General features: G+C 38.4%; 29 protein-coding genes and 1 pseudogene. 17 read left to right on the top strand and 13 right to left on the bottom strand.

The window, feature by feature from the left end:
- Positions 1–19: 19 nt before the first annotated feature.
- The gene (hetL, locus tag CLI64_RS24540) at positions 20–733 is read left to right on the top strand and encodes a heterocyst differentiation pentapeptide repeat protein HetL (protein WP_103139681.1); all 714 of its coding nucleotides are present in this window, start codon (positions 20–22) and stop codon (positions 731–733) included.
- A 53-nt stretch (positions 734–786) separates the two neighbouring features.
- Here the strand turns inward: hetL and CLI64_RS24535 are convergent, their stop codons facing one another.
- The 3 genes from CLI64_RS24535 to CLI64_RS24525 all read right to left on the bottom strand — a co-directional run bounded on the left by CLI64_RS24535 (position 787) and on the right by CLI64_RS24525 (position 1,879).
- The gene (locus CLI64_RS24535) at positions 787–1,131 is read right to left on the bottom strand and encodes a XisI protein (RefSeq protein WP_103139680.1); all 345 of its coding nucleotides are present in this window, start codon (positions 1,129–1,131) and stop codon (positions 787–789) included.
- A complete protein-coding gene (locus CLI64_RS24530; protein WP_103139679.1) occupies positions 1,119–1,535 on the bottom strand; it encodes a XisH family protein in 417 nt (138 codons plus the stop codon). The genes CLI64_RS24535 and CLI64_RS24530 overlap by 13 nt, the downstream gene beginning before the upstream one ends.
- A gap of 125 nt (positions 1,536–1,660) precedes the next feature.
- Entirely contained in the window at positions 1,661–1,879 is a 219-nt protein-coding gene (locus CLI64_RS24525; RefSeq protein ID WP_103139678.1) for a helix-turn-helix transcriptional regulator, read from the bottom strand.
- A 166-nt stretch (positions 1,880–2,045) separates the two neighbouring features.
- On the opposite strand from CLI64_RS24525, the gene CLI64_RS24520 reads away from it, so the two are divergent.
- The 3 genes from CLI64_RS24520 to CLI64_RS24510 all read left to right on the top strand — a co-directional run bounded on the left by CLI64_RS24520 (position 2,046) and on the right by CLI64_RS24510 (position 3,063).
- Positions 2,046–2,282, top strand: coding sequence for a hypothetical protein (locus tag CLI64_RS24520; RefSeq protein WP_103139677.1), 237 nt, complete (start codon positions 2,046–2,048; stop codon positions 2,280–2,282).
- A gap of 119 nt (positions 2,283–2,401) precedes the next feature.
- The gene (locus CLI64_RS24515; RefSeq protein WP_103140855.1) at positions 2,402–2,662 is read left to right on the top strand and encodes a hypothetical protein; all 261 of its coding nucleotides are present in this window, start codon (positions 2,402–2,404) and stop codon (positions 2,660–2,662) included.
- Positions 2,659–3,063 carry a type II toxin-antitoxin system VapC family toxin gene (locus CLI64_RS24510; RefSeq protein WP_103139676.1) on the top strand — a complete coding sequence of 135 codons (405 nt, stop codon included), beginning with the start codon at positions 2,659–2,661 and terminating at the stop codon, positions 3,061–3,063. The genes CLI64_RS24515 and CLI64_RS24510 overlap by 4 nt, the downstream gene beginning before the upstream one ends.
- A gap of 113 nt (positions 3,064–3,176) precedes the next feature.
- Here CLI64_RS24510 and CLI64_RS24505 read toward each other — a convergent pair whose 3' ends face one another.
- Complete coding sequence (locus tag CLI64_RS24505; RefSeq protein ID WP_103139675.1) at positions 3,177–3,578, bottom strand: endonuclease domain-containing protein; 402 nt, start codon at positions 3,576–3,578, stop codon at positions 3,177–3,179.
- Between the two features lie 232 nt (positions 3,579–3,810).
- On the opposite strand from CLI64_RS24505, the gene CLI64_RS24500 reads away from it, so the two are divergent.
- A complete protein-coding gene (locus CLI64_RS24500; protein ID WP_103139674.1) occupies positions 3,811–4,914 on the top strand; it encodes an endonuclease NucS domain-containing protein in 1,104 nt (367 codons plus the stop codon).
- A gap of 43 nt (positions 4,915–4,957) precedes the next feature.
- Here the strand turns inward: CLI64_RS24500 and CLI64_RS24495 are convergent, their stop codons facing one another.
- The 3 genes from CLI64_RS24495 to acnB form a co-directional block, all read right to left on the bottom strand.
- Complete coding sequence (locus tag CLI64_RS24495) at positions 4,958–5,299, bottom strand: XisI protein (RefSeq protein WP_103139673.1); 342 nt, start codon at positions 5,297–5,299, stop codon at positions 4,958–4,960.
- The gene (locus CLI64_RS24490; RefSeq protein WP_103139672.1) at positions 5,287–5,706 is read right to left on the bottom strand and encodes a XisH family protein; all 420 of its coding nucleotides are present in this window, start codon (positions 5,704–5,706) and stop codon (positions 5,287–5,289) included. Before CLI64_RS24490 ends, CLI64_RS24495 begins: the two co-directional genes overlap by 13 nt.
- A gap of 78 nt (positions 5,707–5,784) precedes the next feature.
- Positions 5,785–8,415: a bifunctional aconitate hydratase 2/2-methylisocitrate dehydratase gene (gene acnB / locus CLI64_RS24485; protein WP_103139671.1), complete on the bottom strand. Its 2,631-nt coding sequence runs from the start codon at positions 8,413–8,415 to the stop codon at positions 5,785–5,787.
- A gap of 299 nt (positions 8,416–8,714) precedes the next feature.
- On the opposite strand from acnB, the gene CLI64_RS24480 reads away from it, so the two are divergent.
- From CLI64_RS24480 to CLI64_RS24460, 5 genes and pseudogenes are all read left to right on the top strand, one after another.
- Complete coding sequence (locus tag CLI64_RS24480) at positions 8,715–9,053, top strand: type II toxin-antitoxin system RelE/ParE family toxin (protein WP_103139670.1); 339 nt, start codon at positions 8,715–8,717, stop codon at positions 9,051–9,053.
- Positions 9,046–9,339: a DNA-binding protein gene (locus CLI64_RS24475; protein ID WP_103139669.1), complete on the top strand. Its 294-nt coding sequence runs from the start codon at positions 9,046–9,048 to the stop codon at positions 9,337–9,339. The genes CLI64_RS24480 and CLI64_RS24475 overlap by 8 nt, the downstream gene beginning before the upstream one ends.
- A gap of 176 nt (positions 9,340–9,515) precedes the next feature.
- A pseudogene (locus CLI64_RS24470) lies at positions 9,516–9,716 on the top strand (Uma2 family endonuclease); the annotation flags it as partial.
- Positions 9,717–9,796: 80 nt separating this feature from the next.
- Complete coding sequence (locus tag CLI64_RS24465; protein WP_103139668.1) at positions 9,797–10,111, top strand: 2Fe-2S iron-sulfur cluster-binding protein; 315 nt, start codon at positions 9,797–9,799, stop codon at positions 10,109–10,111.
- A 152-nt stretch (positions 10,112–10,263) separates the two neighbouring features.
- A complete protein-coding gene (locus tag CLI64_RS24460) occupies positions 10,264–10,449 on the top strand; it encodes a hypothetical protein (protein WP_103139667.1) in 186 nt (61 codons plus the stop codon).
- A gap of 557 nt (positions 10,450–11,006) precedes the next feature.
- On the opposite strand, the gene CLI64_RS24455 is transcribed toward CLI64_RS24460, so the two are convergent.
- Positions 11,007–11,501 carry a hypothetical protein gene (locus tag CLI64_RS24455; protein WP_103139666.1) on the bottom strand — a complete coding sequence of 165 codons (495 nt, stop codon included), beginning with the start codon at positions 11,499–11,501 and terminating at the stop codon, positions 11,007–11,009.
- A 332-nt stretch (positions 11,502–11,833) separates the two neighbouring features.
- Between CLI64_RS24455 and CLI64_RS24450 the strand changes: the two genes are divergently transcribed.
- Positions 11,834–12,901, top strand: a complete 1,068-nt coding sequence (locus tag CLI64_RS24450; RefSeq protein WP_103139665.1) for a DUF3326 domain-containing protein — start codon at positions 11,834–11,836, stop codon at positions 12,899–12,901.
- Positions 12,902–12,983: 82 nt separating this feature from the next.
- Positions 12,984–13,565 (top strand): CPBP family intramembrane glutamic endopeptidase, encoded by a 582-nt coding sequence (locus CLI64_RS24445; protein ID WP_103139664.1) that lies wholly within the window; start codon positions 12,984–12,986, stop codon positions 13,563–13,565.
- Positions 13,566–13,572: 7 nt separating this feature from the next.
- Here CLI64_RS24445 and purN read toward each other — a convergent pair whose 3' ends face one another.
- Positions 13,573–14,214, bottom strand: a complete 642-nt coding sequence (gene purN / locus CLI64_RS24440; RefSeq protein WP_103139663.1) for a phosphoribosylglycinamide formyltransferase — start codon at positions 14,212–14,214, stop codon at positions 13,573–13,575.
- Positions 14,215–14,444: 230 nt separating this feature from the next.
- Here purN and CLI64_RS24435 point away from each other — a divergent pair, with 230 nt between their 5' ends.
- Positions 14,445–15,329, top strand: coding sequence for a carbohydrate ABC transporter permease (locus CLI64_RS24435; protein ID WP_103139662.1), 885 nt, complete (start codon positions 14,445–14,447; stop codon positions 15,327–15,329).
- A 68-nt stretch (positions 15,330–15,397) separates the two neighbouring features.
- On the opposite strand, the gene CLI64_RS24430 is transcribed toward CLI64_RS24435, so the two are convergent.
- From CLI64_RS24430 to fraC, 3 genes are all read right to left on the bottom strand, one after another.
- Positions 15,398–16,171, bottom strand: coding sequence for an ABC transporter permease (locus CLI64_RS24430; RefSeq protein ID WP_103139661.1), 774 nt, complete (start codon positions 16,169–16,171; stop codon positions 15,398–15,400).
- Positions 16,172–16,379: 208 nt separating this feature from the next.
- The gene (gene fraD / locus CLI64_RS24425; RefSeq protein ID WP_103139660.1) at positions 16,380–17,408 is read right to left on the bottom strand and encodes a septal junction protein FraD; all 1,029 of its coding nucleotides are present in this window, start codon (positions 17,406–17,408) and stop codon (positions 16,380–16,382) included.
- A 106-nt stretch (positions 17,409–17,514) separates the two neighbouring features.
- On the bottom strand, positions 17,515–18,072 hold the full coding sequence (fraC, locus tag CLI64_RS24420) for a filament integrity protein FraC (protein WP_103139659.1): 558 nt from the start codon (positions 18,070–18,072) through the stop codon (positions 17,515–17,517).
- Positions 18,073–18,343: 271 nt separating this feature from the next.
- Here fraC and CLI64_RS24415 point away from each other — a divergent pair, with 271 nt between their 5' ends.
- The 4 genes from CLI64_RS24415 to CLI64_RS24405 all read left to right on the top strand — a co-directional run bounded on the left by CLI64_RS24415 (position 18,344) and on the right by CLI64_RS24405 (position 21,239).
- Positions 18,344–19,480, top strand: a complete 1,137-nt coding sequence (locus tag CLI64_RS24415) for a cob(I)yrinic acid a,c-diamide adenosyltransferase (protein ID WP_103139658.1) — start codon at positions 18,344–18,346, stop codon at positions 19,478–19,480.
- 376 nt (positions 19,481–19,856) lie between these two features.
- Positions 19,857–20,777, top strand: a complete 921-nt coding sequence (locus tag CLI64_RS24410; protein ID WP_103139657.1) for a TIGR01777 family oxidoreductase — start codon at positions 19,857–19,859, stop codon at positions 20,775–20,777.
- Positions 20,778–20,880: 103 nt separating this feature from the next.
- A complete protein-coding gene (locus CLI64_RS31310; protein WP_192881591.1) occupies positions 20,881–21,057 on the top strand; it encodes a hypothetical protein in 177 nt (58 codons plus the stop codon).
- Positions 21,057–21,239 carry a hypothetical protein gene (locus tag CLI64_RS24405; RefSeq protein ID WP_103139656.1) on the top strand — a complete coding sequence of 61 codons (183 nt, stop codon included), beginning with the start codon at positions 21,057–21,059 and terminating at the stop codon, positions 21,237–21,239. Before CLI64_RS31310 ends, CLI64_RS24405 begins: the two co-directional genes overlap by 1 nt.
- Before the next feature lie 88 nt (positions 21,240–21,327).
- Here the strand turns inward: CLI64_RS24405 and CLI64_RS24400 are convergent, their stop codons facing one another.
- The gene (locus CLI64_RS24400) at positions 21,328–21,573 is read right to left on the bottom strand and encodes a hypothetical protein (protein ID WP_103139655.1); all 246 of its coding nucleotides are present in this window, start codon (positions 21,571–21,573) and stop codon (positions 21,328–21,330) included.
- Positions 21,574–21,618 lie beyond the last annotated feature (45 nt).

Genomic DNA, 21,618 nt, shown 5'->3' with positions numbered 1-21,618 from the left:
GAAGATTTGAATATTAATTATGGATATAAACGAAATTGTCAAGTTATATGTTGCTGGTGAAAGAAATTTCCAAAAGCTGAATCTGCAAGAAGCGGAATTAACTAATGCTAACCTCACAGGTGCAGATTTTAGCTATGCTGATTTACGGCAGACGCGACTAGGGAAAACTAATCTCAGCCACGCTTGTTTAAAAGAAGCAGATTTGAGCGAATCGATTCTTTGGGGCATAGATTTGAGTGAAGCAGATTTATATCATGCTATTTTACGAGAAGCGGATTTAACAGGTGCAAAACTAGTCAAAACACATTTAGAAGCTACAAATTTAATTAAATCTAGTTTGTGTGGTGCTAATTTATGTGGTGCTAACTTATCCCGTTCACTGCTATTTCAAGCAGACTTACGCCCTAGTTCCAACCAACGCACAGATTTAGGATATGCGGTTTTGACTGGTGCAGATTTGAGTTACGCTGACTTGAGAGCCGCTTCTTTACACCATGCCAACTTAAATCAAGCCAAATTATGTCGTGCCAATCTAGGTAAAATTATCCAGTGGGGTAACTTAGCGACTGATTTAAGTGGAGCTAGTTTACAAGGTGCAGATTTAAGTTATGCCAACTTTGATGGCGCAGTTATGCGAAAGGCAAATTTACAGGGTGCAGACTTAACAGGGGCAATTTTCACCAATGCGGATTTAGCAGGTGCAATTATGCCTGATGGTACGGTTCATGATTGAGTAGGAATTTTAGGAAAGGTGGGGATTATAGCGATCGCACTTTGATGATGAGTCTAGGCGATCGCAAACTCTGTGTATTGTCTCACCTCTGGCGGCTGAAATGCCAAAACAATATCGCTAGCCGGCACACCTAAACGCATTAACTCCGTTGCTATTCCTTCCTCAGTCCAATCTTCTTCAATGTAAATCTTGTCATTTTTAATGCGAATATATACAGTAATTGCAGTAATTTTTTTATCGTCATGCCAACCAACTTGAGACCAAATATATTGATCTCTTTGTTCATCAAAAGCTAAGACACTATCAACTCCATAAGGGTTAGGAGTTTGTGAGGCTAATTTTTCATATTCTGAGAGAATGTTTTTAATTAAATTGCGATAGCTGGTTAGTTTCTCCATTGAAAAACTTTCTCCTTTTTCAAATCAACAACAATTAAAAGTAAATTATTTTCTTCAATTACCATTGAAATTGCTTTCTGTTGAAAAAATGATTGATAAATAGTGGTACCAATAGCTAAATAAATTTTAGTTTCAGGAAAAATTGCTTTTAATAATGTACGGTATATAATATACTGCCCTAAAGCTGTTTCAAATTCCCGCATGGGTAAACGAGTAATAAAACTCTTAATTTCTACAACTATTTGTTGTCCATTTCGTTCGATTTCTAGAGTTCTATCAGCAAGTAAATCAGCAAATAACTGTACTTTTTCATATTTAATGGTATAAGGATCAGCCGTAATTGTCCAGCCATCTTTAATTAAGGCATTTTTAACAGCATCATGATAAATATCTTTGGCTGGCATTGTCGCTTTGGTAATTACATCCAGGTAGTTATCCCAATTATCCTAATTAAACTATATCAGCGAACAATCGAGGCGGGCGATGTCTATCGACAAGCCGCTCCGCGTCTACGCTCTCCACTCAAAAGTTATGTATCTTGAGTCAGCATTGATTCCTTAACCGCTTGTACTAACTCCTCTTCTGTACACTGATACAAATCTCGCAGGCGGAATACTTGCCATACTTCCATTTTCGGCGTTGTTCTCCCCTTTTCCCAATTGCGAATTGAAGATAAGGCGCAATTTAGTTCAATAGCAACATCACTAATTTTTAGTCCTGTACGTTTTCTCAATGCTCTTAAATTCATACTTGGCGGGAAAATGTTATGGATTAGCGTTAAAACTTGACGCTAAGTATTGACAATTGACAAATGCTGTGTATTTCAGGTTCAATCAATGATTAAGAAGGCGTTAGCATCCCCGCCAAGAGACTTGCTAACGCTTCTCATTCCACTTTTCGTGAATAACCCGATCATGACACAAAATACAAATTATCAAGAGTCTACATTGAAAAGTCAGGCGATCGCATATAAAGAACGCTTGAATCCGTGGGCGATTACTCGTTTACTTCCAGATATGCAACGGGTGACTGTGGCGAGATTTCGCAGTCGATCTGATGCAGACGGTCATGTGCAACTTTTACGTCAACTGATACCTGATGGTAGCTTTACAGTAGTTTTCGATTCTCAGCGTGAGGAAGTTATGATGTAGATTTTAGCGATAGCTTACTGTAGGTATCGCTTTTGAAACGGGGGCGATATCTACGGTAATATTTTCCTCGCTACAATTATTTATATAATTCAGCTATATATTTAGTGGAAAATGATGGTATGCAAACAATAACTTTAAATTCTCATGTTGGACAAGATGGAATATTACATTTAGATATTCCTGTAGATGTTACTAATACTGACTTAACTATTACTGTGATTTTACAACCTGCTACTGATTCCCAGCAGGGAAAAACATCTCAAGGTAAAGGTTGGCCTGCTAACTTTTTTGAAGAAACATCAGGATGTTTAAAAGATACACCTTTAATGATAGATTCAGAAGGTGTTTTTGATGATTTAGAAGACTTTAAATTATCATGAAATATTTGCTAGATACAAATGTATGTGTTAAATATCTCAATGAAGATTTGAATATAAGACGGAAACTAGAGAGTTGTGATTTAGAAGATATAGTTGTCTGTGCAATAGTGAAGTTAGAGTTATTTTATGGAGCAATGAGGAGTGATAACCCTAATCAAGTTTGGTCAAAGGTTAAGCGATTTTTAGAGGTATTTATTTCTTTACCTTTAGACGATATTTCCGCTTTAAATGCTGGTAAGATTCGGGCGCAGTTGGCTAATATTGGTACTCCTATTGGTTATAATGATTTATTAATTGCTGCTATTGCAATTTCCCATGATTTGATTTTGGTGACTCATAATACTAAAGAATTTGCCAGAGTCGAAGGATTAAAACTAGAAGATTGGGAAATTGACGCTTAAAAGCTTAAATAAAGGACAAACAAGTTAAGCAAGATTTAAAATGATTCCCTGTATTTTGACAAAAAAACAGTAAAATTGTTCCCCCTTCCCTGCGAGGGAAGGGGGTTAGGGGGTTAGGTCTCTTCACAGCAAACCCGATAAATCAGCATCAAAACCCGATCAATTTCCTGTACAACTTCCTCATTTTTAATCCTTAACAAACGCAACCCTCTAGCTGATAAAACTTTGTCACGTTCTGCATCATATTCAGCGTGTTGTTCGTGAATTTTTCCATCTACCTCTATCAATAATCTAGCAGTGTGACAGTAAAAATCTGCGATGAAACCATCAATAATTTGCTGACGACGAAAGTGTAAACCATGCAAACGATTACCGCGAAGATATTCCCAAAGAATTTTTTCTGCTGGTGTCATTTGGCGACGGAGTTCTTTTGCACGGTGCATTTTATCTGGGTTGATTGTTTGTCCAATAACTATATTGTTAGTTTGGTCTTTTCTTGGTGTTGGATTATTCATGTATGAATTATGAAAGCTGGTGTTGATTCATACATTATGGTTGACCTCTCCCCCAACCCCTCTCCGACGCGGAGAGGGGAGCTAGATTTCTCTTATTTTACTTTTATAAAGTCAGTTTACAGCATTCACTTGTAGCAAATAAAGACATTAGATAATTTTTAGTTTAATCTGAATACAAGAATTAATTTTATCATATTTAATAGCCGTATTTTTACATAGAGTAAAATATCAAATGACAAATAAAAACGTAGCATTACGTAAAACTGAACAAGATTGGAAATTTATTGATGAGTCGGAATTGGAAAATTTCGTTTGGGATAACTTGGAAGAAATTTTTGGGCTAAAACCATTGGCAAGACAATTATTTGTCAAGGGTGAAATTTGTGACATCCTAGCAATAGGAGAAAACAATCAATTAACTATTATTGAATTGAAAAATATAGAAGACAGATATGTAATTAATCAGTTGACACGCTATTATGAAACTTTGTTAGAAGAACAACCTTTGAAAAGTCATATTAATTATGATGAGCCTATTCGTTTGATTGCTATTTGTCCAAGCTTTCACAGACATAATTTAATTGATAAAAAATACAGTAAATTAGATTTTGATTTTTTCACTTTTTTTATTAAACATGAAAACACTGATTTTAATTTTCATCTAACTCACATTCTTAACCAACTTGAGCCAAAAGTTATAAAAATTAATTATCAAGAAGTTAATTTCCAAAAACTAATTCCAGATAGTATTCCTGAACCACCAAGATTACTATTAGATTGGTTAGGAGCTTTGACACAAACAGAGATAGATAATTTAACAAAAATTAGACACCAAATATTAAGCTTCGATTCCAGAATAGAAGAGATGATAGTAAATAAAAGTATTTTATATGCAAGTAAATACGGTAAGAATAAGATAAGGCAGTGTGCAGAGTTATGTTTTGATAGGAAATCGAAAAAAATACTATTATTTCTCTGGCTAACTATCCCTAATCGCAAAAATCAAACTATTGTCAGAATGCAAATTGACACAATGAATGATTACTTAACATATTGGCGATATATTCCTTTAAAAGAAGGAAGTATTTCTTGTGAAAAATTGTCTTTTCTTAGTATAAATTATACATTTTATAGCGTTCCAGGTAATTCACAAAACTTTCTTTATTTCAACGGAAATGGGAACTCAATGATTAGAGAACTAGATACGAACAATATTACTCATCTTAAAGGTGGAGAGCTAATATTTAAAGAATCAGCAGATGGAGAGATTATAGTTGATTCAATCAAACATATAGTTAATCAAGCATTAACTATATGGTTAGAAAGAATTAATTAAAATAATCACTAAATATCAATAGTTGTATTCACTATGGCAAATTTTAAGCGATCGCAAAATCAGTATACTGTCTCACCTCTGGCGGCTGAAACGCCAATACAATATCACTAGCCGGCACACCTAAGCGTATTAACTCAGTTGCTATTCCTTCCTCTGTCCAATCTTCCTCAATGTAAATTCTTTCATTTTTAATGCGAATATGGACATGAGTATTATTGATTCTTTTTTGGTTGATCCAATCTACAGACATCCATAAATAATGATCATGATTTTCGTCGAAAATCAAACAAGTTTCATACTTTTTCTTAGATGAGCGATTAGCAAAGACATCATAATCTGTTAATGTTTTTTTGATAATCTCTCGATAATTCACTAATTTATCCATTCTACAATTTCCTCCCTTTCCATATTAATGACAACCAAGGAAAGCTGATTTAATTTAACTATCTCTTTAATCGATTTCCGTTGAAAGAAAGTTTCATAAATTCCATCTTTGATTGCTAGGTAAATTTCTTGATATTCATCTTGAGCTAATTGAATTAAATTCCGATATAAAATATATTGTCCTAAAGCCTTCTCAAAATCTTGGATTAATGAAGGACTGATAAAGCTTTTAATTTCAATAATAATTTTACGTTGTGTGTTTGTTTCAGATATTAGCTTTTCTATAGCTAAATCTGGATAAAGTTCAATGTCTTCATATTCAAGCGGATAAGGATCTGCTGTAATTGTCCAACCATCTTTAATAAAAGCATTTTTTACGGCTGTATGATAGATATCTTTGGCTGACATTATTGAATCTATATTATTCAATAGTTATAAGTGCTGGTTTAACTTCAAGGTGAGCCATGAAGACTCACCCTAGTTAAACTATACTAACAAAGCTTCCTCCTCTTTAGAAATCACGCGCCCTTCATCCTCAAAACCGGCGATTTGATCAAAGTTCAAATACCGATATAAATTATCAGCAAAAGGATGAATCTTATTCGCCACAATATCAAGATATTCCTGTACTGTAGGAATGCGTCCTAATAATGCACAAACTGCGGCTAACTCAGCAGAACCTAAATACACTCTTGCACCTTTACCCATGCGGTTATTGAAGTTGCGGGTAGAGGTAGAAAATACAGTTGTGCCATCAGCAACTCGCGCCTGATTTCCCATACATAAACTGCATCCTGGCATTTCTGTTCTTGCGCCAGCTGCACCAAACACACCATACACACCTTCTTCTTTTAATTGGTGTTCATCCATGCGGGTGGGTGGTGCTATCCACAGGCGAGTTTTGACTGCACCTGCACCTTCTAAAACTTTCGCAGTTGCTCGATAATGGCCGATATTTGTCATACAAGAACCAACGAATACTTCTTGTACTGGATCATTAGCAACTTCCGATAATAATTTAACATTATCGGGGTCATTTGGAGCAGCAACAATTGGTTCTGTGATTTCGTTCAAATCAATTTCAATTATTTCTGCATACTCCGCATCTGCGTCGCCTTCTAGTAATACAGGATTCGCCAACCATGCTTCCATTTGGGCGACGCGGCGCATAATTGTACGCGCATCTTGATAGCCTCTGGCTACCATGTTCTTTAACAGGGCAATGTTGGAACGCAGATATTCAGCAATTGTTGCTTCACTCAATTTAATGGTGCAGCCTGCACAAGAACGTTCGGCGGAAGCGTCTGTTAATTCAAAGGCTTGTTCGACTTTTAAATCTGGTAAGCCTTCCATTTCTAAAATTTTGCCGGAAAAGATGTTTTTCTTGTTCTCTTTTTCGACAGTTAACAAACCTTTTTGAATGGCAACGTAAGGAATAGCGTTAACAATATCTCTTAAGGTAATTCCTGGTTGCAATTCTCCTTTGAATCTGACTAATACTGATTCTGGCATATCCAAAGGCATAACACCCAACGCGCCAGCAAAGGCGACTAACCCAGAACCGGCGGGGAAGGATATTCCCAAGGGGAAGCGTGTGTGGGAGTCGCCACCTGTACCGACGGTATCAGGTAAAAGCATCCGGTTGAGCCATGAGTGGATGATACCATCGCCGGGACGTAGGGCGACACCGCCACGGGAGGAGATGAAATCGGGGAGTTCGTGGTGGGTTTTGATGTCTACGGGTTTGGGATAGGCGGCGGTGTGACAGAAACTCTGCATTACTAAGTCTGCACTGAAGCCGAGACAAGCGAGTTCTTTGAGTTCGTCGCGGGTCATTGGCCCTGTGGTATCTTGAGAACCAACGGTGGTCATGATGGGTTCGCAAGATGTACCAGGACGCACACCAGGTAAACTGCAAGCTTTACCGACCATTTTTTGGGCGAGGGTGTAGCCTTTCCCTGTGTCTTCTGGTTGTTGGGGACGGATGAACAGGGTGCTGGGTTCTAAGCCTAGTGCTTGGCGGGTTTTGTCGGTGAGGGTACGTCCAATTAATAGGGGGATGCGTCCACCGGCGCGGACTTCATCAAGGATGGTGTCGGGTTTGAGGGTGAAGGTGGAAATAACTTCGCCGTCTTCGTTGGTAATTTCACCTCTGTAGGGATAGATGGTAATTACCATGCCGGTTTCGAGTTTGGTGACATCGCATTGTATGGGTAAAGCACCGGCATCTTCGGCAGTGTTGAAAAAGATAGGCGCGATCGCACCACCTAAAATATAACCCCCGGCGCGTTTGTTGGGAACATAGGGGATATCCTGCCCCATGTGCCATAACACGGAGTTAATAGCGGACTTCCGGGAAGAACCAGTCCCAACCACATCCCCAACATAAGCTACAGGATGTCCTTTTTTCTTCAACTCGGCAATAGTTTCTAAGCTTCCTGGTTGCCGTGACTCTAACATTGCCAAGGCGTGGAGGGGAATATCTGGACGAGTGGTGGCGTGGGTGGCTGGGGATAAATCATCGGTGTTGGTTTCCCCAGGCACTTTAAAAACAGTGACGTTAATATATTCTGGGAGTTTGGGACGAACTGTAAACCACTCTGCTTCTGCCCAAGAATCAATTACCCGCTTGGCGTAGGGGTTGATTTTAGCTAATTCCAAAACATCATGGAAGGCATCATACACCAATAAGGTTTTACTAAGGGCGGCGGCGGCATAGGCGGCGATGGGTTCTTTACCTTCTCCTCCCATTACCAAGGGTGTGCTAGAAGAGTCTGATACTGATACAGTCGGCAATTGCAGTAACTCAATTAAAGACTGCACATTATAACCGCCTACCATTGTTCCCAGTAATTCCACTGCTTCAATTGAAGAAATTAAGGGACTAGTAATTTCGCCTTTAGCAATACCTGTAAGGAAACCGGCTTTCACATAGGCGGCTGCGTCTACACCAGGGGGGACGCGATCGCGCAATAAATGTAATAATGTATCTTCTTCCCCTGCTGGTGGATTTTTCAGTAATTCACACAGTTCTGATGTTTGCTGTGCATCCAAGGGTAAGGGCGGAATACCGAGTGCTGCTCTTTCAGCAACGTGTTGACGATATTTTTCTAACATTTTTGTGTTCTCTGTTTGTATGCTCTCACTCTAATTATGAATTATTTTTAGACAAAACTTAGCAAGCAAAGTTTAGCCGATTTCTTGTCTAAAAGCCTTACCGGTAATCGCTTATGAGAATTTTTATTTTATACTTAAAGTCTAGTTTTGATGCCAAATTTCCACTGAAGATATTTTAATTACCTACACAGCTAGGGGCAGGATATATCCTGCCCCTACAATAATATATATTTCAATAGGTAGCAAACTATTATACTAGGCAGTTATAGCAGATTCATCTGCTGTTTTCGCTCTTGATCATGGAAGTTCAACCAAAAGAAATCAGGAACTATTTAAGATCTGATGGTATAGATATTTTTTCTGAGTGGTTTGACTCTCTGCGGGATAGAAAAGCAAAAGCTAAAATCAGAGCAAGAATAGACCGAGTAGAAGAGGGTAATTTAGGTGATTGTAAATCAGTTGGTGATGGAGTTTTTGAACTTAGAATAGACTACGGTTCTGGCTACCGCATATACTTTGGTCAAGAAGGTTCAACAATTATTATTCTTTTGTGTGGTGGGGATAAAAGCACTCAAGATAAAGATATTGCTAAAGCTAAAGAATATTGGCGAGACTACAGGAGTAAAGATGATGTCTAGAAGTACAAGCTATCACGAAAAACTGATACAAGACTTAAAAAATCCACTAGAAGCAGCAGCTTATATTGAAGTGGTTTTAGAAGAAGGCGACCCAAGAATGTTAAGTAAAGCACTCCAAAATGTCATAGAATCGCACGGTGGAGTTGATCAGCTTTCTACACAAGTCAAAGAACTCTACAATGAACTTGACCAAATGCTATTAGATAAAGGCAAAATTGAGTTTTACAGTCTACATTCTTTGTTAGATGCTTTAGGCTTACATTTGGCAGTAACAGTAAAGTCATAATTTGCAACTAGGCGGTTGGTGCGTGACGCTATAAATCTTAAACTGCGTTCCCATATTGTCGCTGCGTCACGCACCCTACATAAAAAATGTGCTAGATGCGTATGTCATATCATTAATCAATCAGTAAAGATTATTATAGTAATACAATCTGGACATTCAATCTTTACACATCACATTTAAAACCAAATCCTCAAGGGTGGTTATGTAGTCAGCAATTAGAATTATATTTAGGTGTGCAAGATAGTAAATTACGCTATTTTACGCCACAAGGTGAGTTAGTGCCGACACCAGAGGAGTTGGCAGAACGAGAAAAGCAACGCGCAGAACGTATAGCCGCTAAGTTACGCGAATTAAATATTGACCCTGATGTTCTATAAAATTATTGATAATATTGAATGATATCCTCAGCAATTCAGATATAATAATGAGTTTGTCTATAGCACTCATTTTTTAGCATATGTCTAAAACTTACAACGTTGAGATTGTCCACCAGGGTCAAACTCATACATTCCAGGTTCCTGAAGATAAAACCATCTTATCAGTTGCGGATGAGCAAGGGTTGGAATTACCCAGCTCTTGTCATGCTGGTGTTTGCACAACTTGTGCAGGGCAAATTCTCAGTGGTACTGTAGATCAAACTGATGGTATGGGTGTCAGTCCTGAACTGCAAAAACAAGGCTATGTCTTGTTGTGTGTTGCTTATCCCCGTTCTGACTTGAAAATTGAAACGGAAAAAGAAGAAGTAGTTTATCAGAAGCAATTTGGTAAATAAAGGGATTGGGGATTGGGTATTGGGGAATAGGAATAGTAATTTTCCAATTTTTGAATAGCTTAATGATTGGAGAAATTTGACTTGATTAACAGTTTCTAGCTTGGGCTGAGATCGGTTATTCTGGAATTTACCAACTAATTGGATTAACGGCGATGACTACTCATTTTATTACCGCAGAAATCGACCTCCAAGAAACACCCACAGAGTTGCAACAGGCGATTGAAGCTGAATTGCAAAAGCAAGGTGAACCCCTAAGATGGGCAATTACTGCTGTAGACACAGAAAAAGAAAAAGCGACTGTAGAAGCTGTGGTAACTACAGTTAGCGTTAATCAATAATTCAATAGTATAGACAAAACTTCAGGTGTGTTAAGCTGATGCTGACACACCCTATTTTTATCTTTAAAGTTAAATTTGATTCTTAATAAAAAGGACACATAGCACAATAATTGCTACACTGTGAAACAGGTTAGCAATCAAACTTAATTATTAAAATTATTTGCATAGGCTAAGAAATAGGAAAAAGGAAACACAGGTGTACTGAAATTTCCTTAAAAATCAAACATGATTTGTGTATGATATATGCTAACAGATTTACATAATAACTAATTTTAGGCTATTTGTTAGCATATTATAGGTAGCTAGGTGGGAAAATTTATAACTATGTTATGGGGAATGGAGCGAGGTGAAATGTTCGCGGAGCGTTCCCACAGGTTAGCAATGACAAGGGTTTTGAGTTTCTTATATTCTGTTACATAGTTAGGTTTATTTGTGCCTACCTACTTAGAATTGTTGATGATGTTCTAAACAGTGAAGATGTTTTTATATTCAGAAATGAGGAGAACACCAAAATCAAAATCATTAGCTGTATCGTGTTGCTCAAGCTAATGCAAAAACTAATTTTCTCTAATTTCGTAAAACCAGATATTTTTACTTCCTACTTCCTTGATGTAAGCATTAACTATTACAGAATCATTAGAAATAGATTTATCTTCTTCATTAAAAAGAGATTTATTTAAGGAATGATCTATGTCATACCAAATTTCTTTTGCTGGGGAATCACCGCTTTGATCAATATTTCCAACATTGATCCTGCTGATTCCAGGAAAAGGCCATGAAGCAGCTAATTGGATAAAACCTGAACCTCCTTGAATTTGATAATTAACAGCAAAAGAAAAGGAATAACAATTAAATTGCCCTATCCCTAACTCATGGGGAAAAATATTTCCTAAAGGCCATTTTTCTGCGTTGTTGTGAGTACCCACACGTTTAAGTGTATAATGAGTAAAATTAGCTACTTCAATAATATACTTGGCATCATATTTGATAAGTTTAGTCAGTTGGTCTACAGTTTGATTTACATCTATCTTGGCTACTTGTGATAATGCCATTGGATTGAGCCTTTGCTACTTAATTGCCACAGTTTTTCTAGTCTCAATGGAGAAATTCAGATTATCTCTCTAAAGACGTATTGACATTATTTCGGATTGTGAAATACCTATACAACCTGATAAATACCTGTTTTACTAAAAAATGTAAATTTATGTGTTTTTACTGAAATACTCAATTCTTTGTAAGAAATCAGAAACATATCAGGAAAAATTTATAGTTTGTATGTGAAAACCCAAATAAGTTATACAAATTCAACCAAATTCAAGCAGATTAATGGGACATTTAGCCAAATCTTGACGTAGTATCTTGAACTCAAAATTTAATACTAGAGATGAATCATTCTTACACTGCAATTCTGATAGTTCCGACTGGTGTTGGTGCGGCAATTGGTGGTTATGCTGGGGATGCTATACCCGTAGCTAGATTATTAGCACAGGTTTGCGATCGCCTGATCACTCATCCTAATGTCCTCAATGGTGCAAGTTTGTACTGGAATATCCCCAACGCTTTCTATGTCGAAGGCTATGGACTAGATAAATTTGCTACTGGAAACTGGGGTTTGCGTCCTGTACGCAGTAACAAGATAGGTTTACTTTTAGACCAAGGTATTGAACCAGAGTTAAGGCTGCGACATCTACAAGCAGCCGATGCAGCCCAGGCTACACTCGGTTTAGCTTTGACTGATTATGTAATTACAGATGCCCCATTAAACGTAGAATTACGTACATCAGCATCAGGCGTAAGTTGGGGAACAATTAACAACCCCGATAGTTTACTCAGAGGCGCAGAAACATTAATTAAACAAGCAAAAGCAGAGGCGATCGCAGTTGTTGCCCGTTTTCCCGATAATATAGATGAAGAGGCCGCACAAAACTACCGCCAAGGCAAAGGCGTAGATCCCATTGCTGGCGCAGAGGCTGTAATTAGCCATTTAATCGTCAAAAACTTTCAAATTCCCTGCGCCCATGCACCAGCCTTAGCAGCTGAACCGCCCCAACCAAATTTATCTCCTCGTTCTGCGGCGGAAGAATTAGGTTATACTTTTTTACCAAGTGTACTTGTAGGATTAAATCGCGCCCCACAATTTATAGTAGAAAAGGAATTAACTATATCCCTCCCCGACGACATTTGGGCAGAGCAAGTAGATGCCATAATTATGCCAGCCACAGCTTGTGGTAGCAGTGCATTACTTAGCCTCAGCCAAAAACCATGTCAAATCATCGCAGTGGAGGAAAATCAAACTCAAATCAAAGTCCCACCCCAAAGTTTGGGAATCAAAGCCATAAAAGTCAACTCATATTTAGAAGCAGCAGGTTTATTAGTAGCACACAAAGCAGGGATAAACCCGACTTCCTTGACTTCTCAAATAGGATCTTTGGCAATAGTCAATAGTCATTAGTCAATAGTCATTAGTCATTAGTCATTAGTTTATCTCCCCGCTTTCCCTGCCCAGTCCCCAGTCCCTCAGTCTCCAAAAACCCGTGGTAGAAAAACAAAAACAAGAACCAGAAATCCCATATTTATCGCGTGTCCAAGTTCTAGTGGCGATGGGAGTCACTGCATTATTGTTGTGGACAATTGCCAGGGTATGGTTATACTTTGGTAACTTTTTGCTGTTTGAATGGCATTTGTATCCTAGAGATTTACTCTTGGGACTGGGTATAGGTTTATTCATTACTGGGTTAAGTGGTCTAGCTTATCGTGTATGGCCAAAGTACCGCTATAGTGCTGATTATTACCTAGAAATGGTGCTGAAGCCTTTAGCTTGGCCGGATTTAATTTGGTTAGGTTTGCTACCTGGGTTAAGTGAAGAACTATTATTTCGGGGTGTAATGTTACCCGCTTTAGGATTAGATCACCTGGCGGTTATCGGCTCTAGTGTTTGCTTTGGCATTTTACACTTGAGCGGTTATCAACAATGGCCTTATGTTGTTTGGGCAACTATTATTGGGATCATACTGGGATATAGCGCACTGTTAACGGGTAACTTACTAGTGCCGATTGTGGCTCACATGGTGACAAACTGGATTTCTAGTTGTTTGTGGAAAATCCAGCAAGGATAATTAAGAATTACTTTTGTGCAGCTAGGGCGATCGCCTGTGGTAAAATTCTGTGTTCTTGGACTTGAATTCTCGCGTGGAGTGTTTCGGCTGTATCATTTGGTAGTATTGGTACAGCTGCTTGTATTAAAATTTCGCCGCTATCGACTTCTAAACATACTAAATGCACTGTACAACCAGTAATTTTTACCCCAGCTTCTAAGGCTTGTTCGACAGCATGAATACCTTTAAAACTGGGTAATAAACTGGGGTGAATATTAATAATTTTATTGGGAAAAGCGTCAATAAATGTAGATGTGACAACTCGCATCCAACCAGCTAAAATTACCCAATCTACATCATAACGCCGCAATGTATTGACAATTTCCTCATCAAATGCAGCACGATTTTTATATTCGCGGTGATTTAATAATACTGTTTCAATCCCTCGGTTAGCAGCTTTATGTGCAACCTTAGCTGAAGGATTATTGTAAATTAAAACTTGTATTTGGGCATTGAGTTGCTTGTCTTCTATAGCCTGTGCGACTGCTTCAAAATTACTCCCGCTACCAGAAGCCAAAATTCCTAGTTTGAGAGGATTTATTACAGTAAATTGATGGTTATTAACGCAAGGAGAAACAAGACTAGAGGTAGAATCAGCACAGATGGTCATAGAAAATTCACAATTCAAAATTACGTAAACACGACAAGTGTTGAGTTAAAAATACTATTAGTCAAGTGGAAGGTAAACCCGTACTGTTTACCTAACTCATACCAATTTTGGATTAAAAGCCTAGATTCTTAAACTGTTCCAGAATCTCGAAACAATACTACCTATCCCAATTTGGTATAACAGCACTCATTACTCAGCACTCTAACTAAACAGCCAAGAGGATAATTATAATGCAAAAAAAATATGCAAAGTCATGGTTAGATAATGATACATTTGCCGCTTGGACTTTTCTCTCACCCGCACTGATTTTATTAGGTTTATTCGTTATTTGGCCGATAGCTTATTTGTGTTACCTGAGTTTTACGGCTGGGAGTTTTACTTCTACAGGTGCTTATTGGGTAGGGTTAAAAAATTACTGGCGTTTAATTTTCAATCCTGATTTTTGGCAAGTTCTTGGCAACACAGTTTATTTTACCGTTGCTACAGTTATTCCTAGTTTGATTATTCCTATTGGTTTAGCAGTCTTATTAAATCGTTCCATAGTGCTGCGCGGTTTTTTGCGGAGTGCTTATTTTTTACCTTCTATTACATCTCTAGTAGCGGCTGGTTTAGGATTTCGTTGGTTATTTCAAGCTTCCGGCCCCGTCAACGCATTTTTAAGTTTATTTAGTCTTCCCCCTATTTCTTGGCTGGGAGATACATTTTGGGCAATGCCTGTATTAATTGTTTTAAGTGTTTGGAAACAACTAGGTTTTAATATGGTGGTATTCCTAGCAGGCTTACAAGCCATTCCTCCTAGTCGCTACGAAGCCGCAGAATTAGACGGTGCTAATGGTTGGCAACAATTTTGGCACATTACTTTACCTGGATTGCGTCCGACTTTAATTTTTGCCACAATCACTACTGCTATTTTCACTTTACGAAGTTTCGAGCAAGTTTATGTAGTTACCGGGGGTGGGCCGTTAAATACTACGAATCTGTTAGTTTACTATATTTATCAAGAAGCCTTCGGTCAATTTGATTTTGGTTATGCAGCCGCCGCCGCTACTGTGTTACTAGCTTTTACTTTGGTATTAGTTTATTTACAATTACAAAGCTGGGGAGAAGAATCTTAGGAAGACAAAAGGTAAAAGGCAAAAGGCAAAAGGCAAAAGGTAAAAGGCAAAAGATGAAAGAGGGAAAGTTAAAATTCTCGGCGGGAGAACAGGAAAATAGCGATCGCCAATAACATGGTAATGTAAATTACCCCATATACTGCATTACCCATGAGAGTTGAGGCGTTTGGTATTGCTTGCAAACCATAAACAGCCTCATTTTTTAAATCTAGACGCGATAAATCAGGCAAAACTAAATATAAACCCTGGGTAATCCCTTCCATAAAAATATTACGACTCATCCGGCTCAGTTGCACCAAATTTTGTGTAATATTCCCCATCAAATACACAGCAAATGTTAAAGCAACAGCCAATAAAGAACTAGTAAACACACCAAAAGTAATAGACACAGCCGTAATTACAGCTATCTGCAATAATAAAAATATTGCTGCCATTAACATGCTGCCAACTGCATATTTAACATTACCGAACTGTAAAAATAGTAAATAGATAACCGTCATACTAGCAATTAACACAGCTAGCACAGCCGATAAACCAAAAAATTTACCAGCGATAAATTCAGCACGACTAACAGGTTTAGAAATCAATAATAAAATCGTGCGTTTTTCAATTTCCTTATTCACTAAACCTGTGCCGATAAAAATAGCAACAATTAAACAAATTACATTCATTGCTGCTATGCCAAAATCTAGAAACATTTTATCTTCGGTATTAGCTGCATATTCTGGTAAAGCACGACTAGCCACAGCCAAAGCAAGAGTATAAAATCCGATAATATACAGGATGCGATCGCGCACCACTTCCTGAAAGACATTTTTAGCAATTACTAGTGTTTTAATCATTGGGAATTGGGGATTGGGGATTGGGGATTGGGGACTGGGGACTGGGGATTGGGGACTGGGGATTGGGGATTGGGGACTGGGAAGATGGGGAAGTGTGGGGAGTGTGGGGAGAGAGGGGAGAAAGATTTCTTCCCACACCTCCCACACCTCTCACCCCTCCCACACTTTCTGCTTGCCCTATGCCCCATGCCCCATTCCCAAATAAATTTTATTGTTGTGGTGGGGGTGTTTCACGCTTAATGGAAATTGTGCGATCGCAGGAAATTTCGGCTACTGCAATTTTGTCTTCTGATGAACTGCTAGAACTGCGATTTCTTGATGCTGCTAGTGGTTCAATTCGACATAATTTTCTTAAGAAATAACCTTTGACACCAGCACTAGGGCCTGTCCAAATTGCTAGTAAATCTAATACGTAACCGCCAGCTTTAGTATTAGTTACACGCGGTTCAATACGCCATAATTCTTTTTCATCAAACTGAGATAGATTCTTATCTACAATTTGTCTTCCTAGTTGTCCTACATTAACTTTTGCTTCTAATAACCATCTTTCAACTTCTGACCAAGGTTTGTCAGAAATTTGCGCTTCTACTAATGGTTGTAGTTGATTTAAAATTAATACCCCATTTTCTGGGACTCTTTCTCTTTCTCCCCTTCTAACCACAAAGGTACTATTTTGAAATTCATCTGCTAGTAAACTTGGATATTCTTGTAGCCACTTATCCATAACAAAATAAAAGTTTAACCAGCAGCTAATCACCATACAACTAGCAACTAAAATAATAATTTTCTGTCGTGCTTCTGGTTTGGGTATCCGCGCTTTAGAATCAGTATCAGTCCCCTCAATAAAATCTGGAATCGCTGTAATTAAAGCTGCTATTGTCGGCCAAATGACAACTGTTCTGGGTGTTAATAAATCTCTTTGATTACCAAAGGCAAAAACAGACACTAAAAATCCGGTAATTAACGCGCCTATAGGCATATTAGTACCAGGAACTTTTAGAGGATCATCAGTGGTATACCAAGCAGTTCCAGCAATTAAAAATAACCAACCACAAAGCGCGATAATATCTCTAATAGGGCTAACAGCAAAAGAAGACATAAAACCTGAAAAAACACTTAAATAAATCAGGGTTTGCCAAGAATACGCTTTTGGTGGAATTAAGATTTTTTTCAGTTGTTTATAGACATCATCCAAAATACCAAATAATCCAAAAATATCTTTGAGTAGCGAGTTCATCTATACACCTCTTGATAACAGCAGACAAGAATAAATAATTGAGATGATTTGAATGTTGAATAAGCAGGTTGAGATTGATTTGAGCAATCTTGGAAATAACTCGTGTTTAGTATGAAGTGAATATCCTTAAAGTTCTAAACCATAAAATAAAAGTAATCGCAGTGTAACTCAGCGAATTTGCTATGATTGTAGTGGTAACTAAATTAGTATTTTGAAATTGAGCCTTACCAAGAAAGCTATTTTGTATCCGTGTCAATAAAGGTCTATCATCTTGAGTTTTGCCGAAATCTTCACTTAAAGAAAACACCAAAATTCTTAAGAGAAAAAATTTCATCAAGAATGTGCCAAAGAAAATAGTTACAGTCGTTAAAATTAAAATCCCTTGAGTGTTACTAGATTTTAAAACATTAAAAAATACATAATTAATTAGATCAGTTTTAATTGGCACTGGCAACCTAGGTTCTACGAAAAAGAAAATTACCCAACCAACGACACCAGAGAACAGGTTGACTGCGATCGCATAAAAGGTGCTAGATTTTTTATCAAAATTTAATCTTCGGTGAAAGACGTAGGCCTCAATGGGGATGGCAATTAAAAAGAACAAAAAATTAAATAGAATGACTCCAACAGGCCAGATTATAGGGAGAGTAATATTATCGAACATACAAATTTAATCTAAGAGTTAACTGAGTGAGTATAGTTGTAGACACTGCCAAGAACAATCATCTTTCCTTGCCGCTTACTACCTTGGTGTGACAGTATACTCCAATTTATCGTTAATATACCCATAGTTTTACAAATGAGACAGGGTATGGGAAGACGAGGGAAAAGAGACAATGTAGACAAGGAGGACAAGGTAGAGTGCTTTACCTAATGACTAATGACTAATGACTAATGACTATTGACTATTGACTATTGACTAATAACTAAACACAATGACTAGGAATGGTATTGGTATTCGCACAGCACAAGTGCGTTCAGAACGACTGACGGGTCAAATACACGTATATGATGGCTTGGGTAAGGGTAAATCCCAAGCTGCTTTAGGTGTTGTTTTACGCTCAATAGGTTTGGGAATCAATACACCGAGTAATTCTAATCGGGTCTTACTACTACGGTTTTTGAAAGGGCCGGAACGAGACTATGATGAAGACGGTGCGATCGCAGCTTTACAACGCGGTTTTCCCCATCTAATTGATCAAGTCCGCACTGGGAGAGCAGAATTTTTTGGTGTCGATGAAATCACAGCCTTTGATCGCGCTGAAGCGGCGCGGGGTTGGGATGTCGCCAAAGGCGCGATCGCTTCCGGTTTATATTCCGTCGTCGTCTTAGATGAACTTAACCCCGTCCTGGATTTAGGTTTACTCTCCGTCGATGAAGTAGTGCGGACAATCAAATCAAAACCCCAAGAATTAGAAATCATCGCCACTGGACGCGGTGCGCCGCAACAATTATTAGATATTGCGGATTTGCACTCAGAAATGAAACCCCAGCACCATCCCACAGCCACAGAATTACTCATGCAAGGGATTGAAATTTATACAGGTGCAGGCAAGGGTAAATCTACTAGTGCTTTAGGTAAAGCCTTACAAGCCATAGGTAGAGGTATCAATCACCCAGGCTCAACCCGTGTATTAATTATGCAGTGGCTCAAAGGTGGTAGCGGCTACACAGAAGATGCAGCGATCGCCGCCTTGCGACAATCCTATCCCGAAGTTGTAGATCATCAACGCTGTGGTCGAGATGCGATTGTTTGGCGTAATTCTCGCCAAGAATTAGACTATGTAGAAGCCGAAAGAGGTTGGGAGATTGCCAAAACTGCGATCGCCTCTGGACTCTATAAAACCATCATCCTCGACGAACTCAACCCCACCGTCGATTTAGAACTGCTTCCCGTAGAACCCATCGTGCAAGCACTACTCCGCAAACCCCGCGACACCGAAATCATTATTACCGGTCGCTGTCAAAATCACCCCGCCTACTTTGACTTAGCCAGCATTCACTCAGAAGTTTATTGCCACAAACACTATGCTAACCACGGCGTAGAACTCAAACGCGGAGTGGATTTTTAATTAGTCATTAGTCATTAGTCATTAGTCATTGGTCATTAGTCATTAGACTGTAGACTATGGACTATTGACTATGGACTATTGACCGATGGAAAACCAAAACTTGCTCGATTTGGTGACAGGAGGACTAGCGATCGCTATCCTGGGAGGTGGAATGTTAATGATGTTCACAACCATCTTCACCACTAAAAATAGATAATTCCCGTAGAGACTCTACATGAAAACAGTGAACAGTTATCAGTCACCAGTTATCAGTTACTTGATCACTGTTCACTGTTAAAACGTCTCTACCCCCTAAATTTCCCAGTCCCCAATCCCCAGTCCCCAATCCCCAAAATTGCTAAAAAACTTTAAAATAAGGGTTTGGCTGAGGTGCGTTATGAAGATAGCAATTACTGGTGCAACAGGATTTGTTGGTAGTCGTTTGGTAGAAAGACTCCACAAACAAGGTCATCAAATACTGATATTAACGAGAAACACTACTTCTGCTCAAAGAGTGTTTCCCCAAGAAGTTTTTAAAAATGTAGAGATTGTTGCTTACACACCCACTACATCCGGTGCTTGGCAAGATAGCATTGCTGGTTGTGATGGGGTAGTTAACTTAGCCGGCGAACCCATAGCCGAAAAACGTTGGACAGAACAAGAAAAACAAGAAATCCTCAATAGTCGTCAAGTCGTAACACAAAAAATCGTCGAAGCCATCGCCAAAGCTAATCCTAAACCTAGTGTGTTAGTTAACGCTTCTGCTATTGGTTACTACGGTACTAGCGAAACTGCTGCTTTCGATGAAGATAGTGCATCGGGAACAGATTTTCTCGCTCAAGTTTGTCAAGCCTGGGAAACAGAAGCGCGGAAAGTCAAAGACACTGGTGTTAGGTTGGTAATTTTGCGCCTGGGGATTGTCTTAGGACTAGGTGGTGCTTTAGCAAAAATGCTGACTCCCTTTAAACTTTTTGCAGGGGGGCCGATTGGTAGCGGTAGACAATGGTTTTCCTGGATTCATGTAGATGATTTAGTCAATTTGATTGTGCAGTCCTTGACAAAACCAGAAATGGAAGGCGTATATAATGCTACTGCGCCCAAACCTGTACGTATGAATGATTTAAGTCAAACTTTAGGTCAAGTAATGAATCGTCCCTCTTGGCTGCCCGTTCCTGGTTTTGCTTTAGAAGCATTGTTAGGAGATGGTGCGATTGTGGTGTTAGAAGGACAACAAGTATTACCAAAAAGGACTTTGGAATCTGGTTTTGAGTATCAATACACCAACCTACAACCAGCACTCAAGGATATTGTGAAGTAGAGTCAATAGTCAATAGTCAATAGTCAATAGTCAATAGTGCAAATGCGCTGAATTTCAAGGCAATTTTCCCTTAAATCTAATTACAAAGGCACATTGTATTAGGATGTCTGAACCTACAATTGAACAATTAAAAGCCTTTTATGATTTATGTGTGCGAGTAAGCAACTTATTACAAACAATCGAGTTGACTCGATACGACACGCGATCGCAGAGAATAGTTGTACTTATAGGCCAAACTATCCTAGTGGAGATTTTGAGTAACGGAGAGGAAATTATGTAATGAGCGATTTAAGTTATCGAGAATTAACCGAAGCCGAGTTACGGGAGTATGTAAAGAGTCATCCTCAAGACGAAGAAGCCTTTCAACACTATTTGACTATTATTAGAGCTAAATCAAATAGAGTAGTAGTTAGTACAGGCGAACAATTGGAAGCTGAGTTAAAGAAAAGACTCTCACCGTAGGCAAAGTTTTCACGGGTTAAAAATTAAAAAGATATTTAACTAATGACTGTTGACTAATGACTATTGACTAATGACTATTGACTAATGACTATTGACTAGAACTAAACTTTTTCGACACCCAACTAATTAAACCACTTAGTAGCGCGCCACCCATCAAAATACCAATGGCTGGGTTAAATACAGGTTGCCAAAGTTGATGCCATAAATCTAAACCTAGATTAACTCCACTTGCGTCACCCATAACCGCGATCGCAAACCAAGCAAACCCAAACAACACTAAAAACACATCCGCCACTAAAATCAAGTTAAGCCAATTTAACAGTTTTTCTTTCATAAGCAAGTAGAAACTAGAAAAATAAGTAAAAAGTAAAAAGGCAAA

Source organism: Nostoc sp. CENA543 (genome assembly GCF_002896875.1).
In the GTDB taxonomy this organism is placed as follows: domain Bacteria; phylum Cyanobacteriota; class Cyanobacteriia; order Cyanobacteriales; family Nostocaceae; genus Trichormus.
Note: the sequence above shows the minus strand (reverse complement) of the source record. Positions and strands in the feature narration are given on the sequence as shown.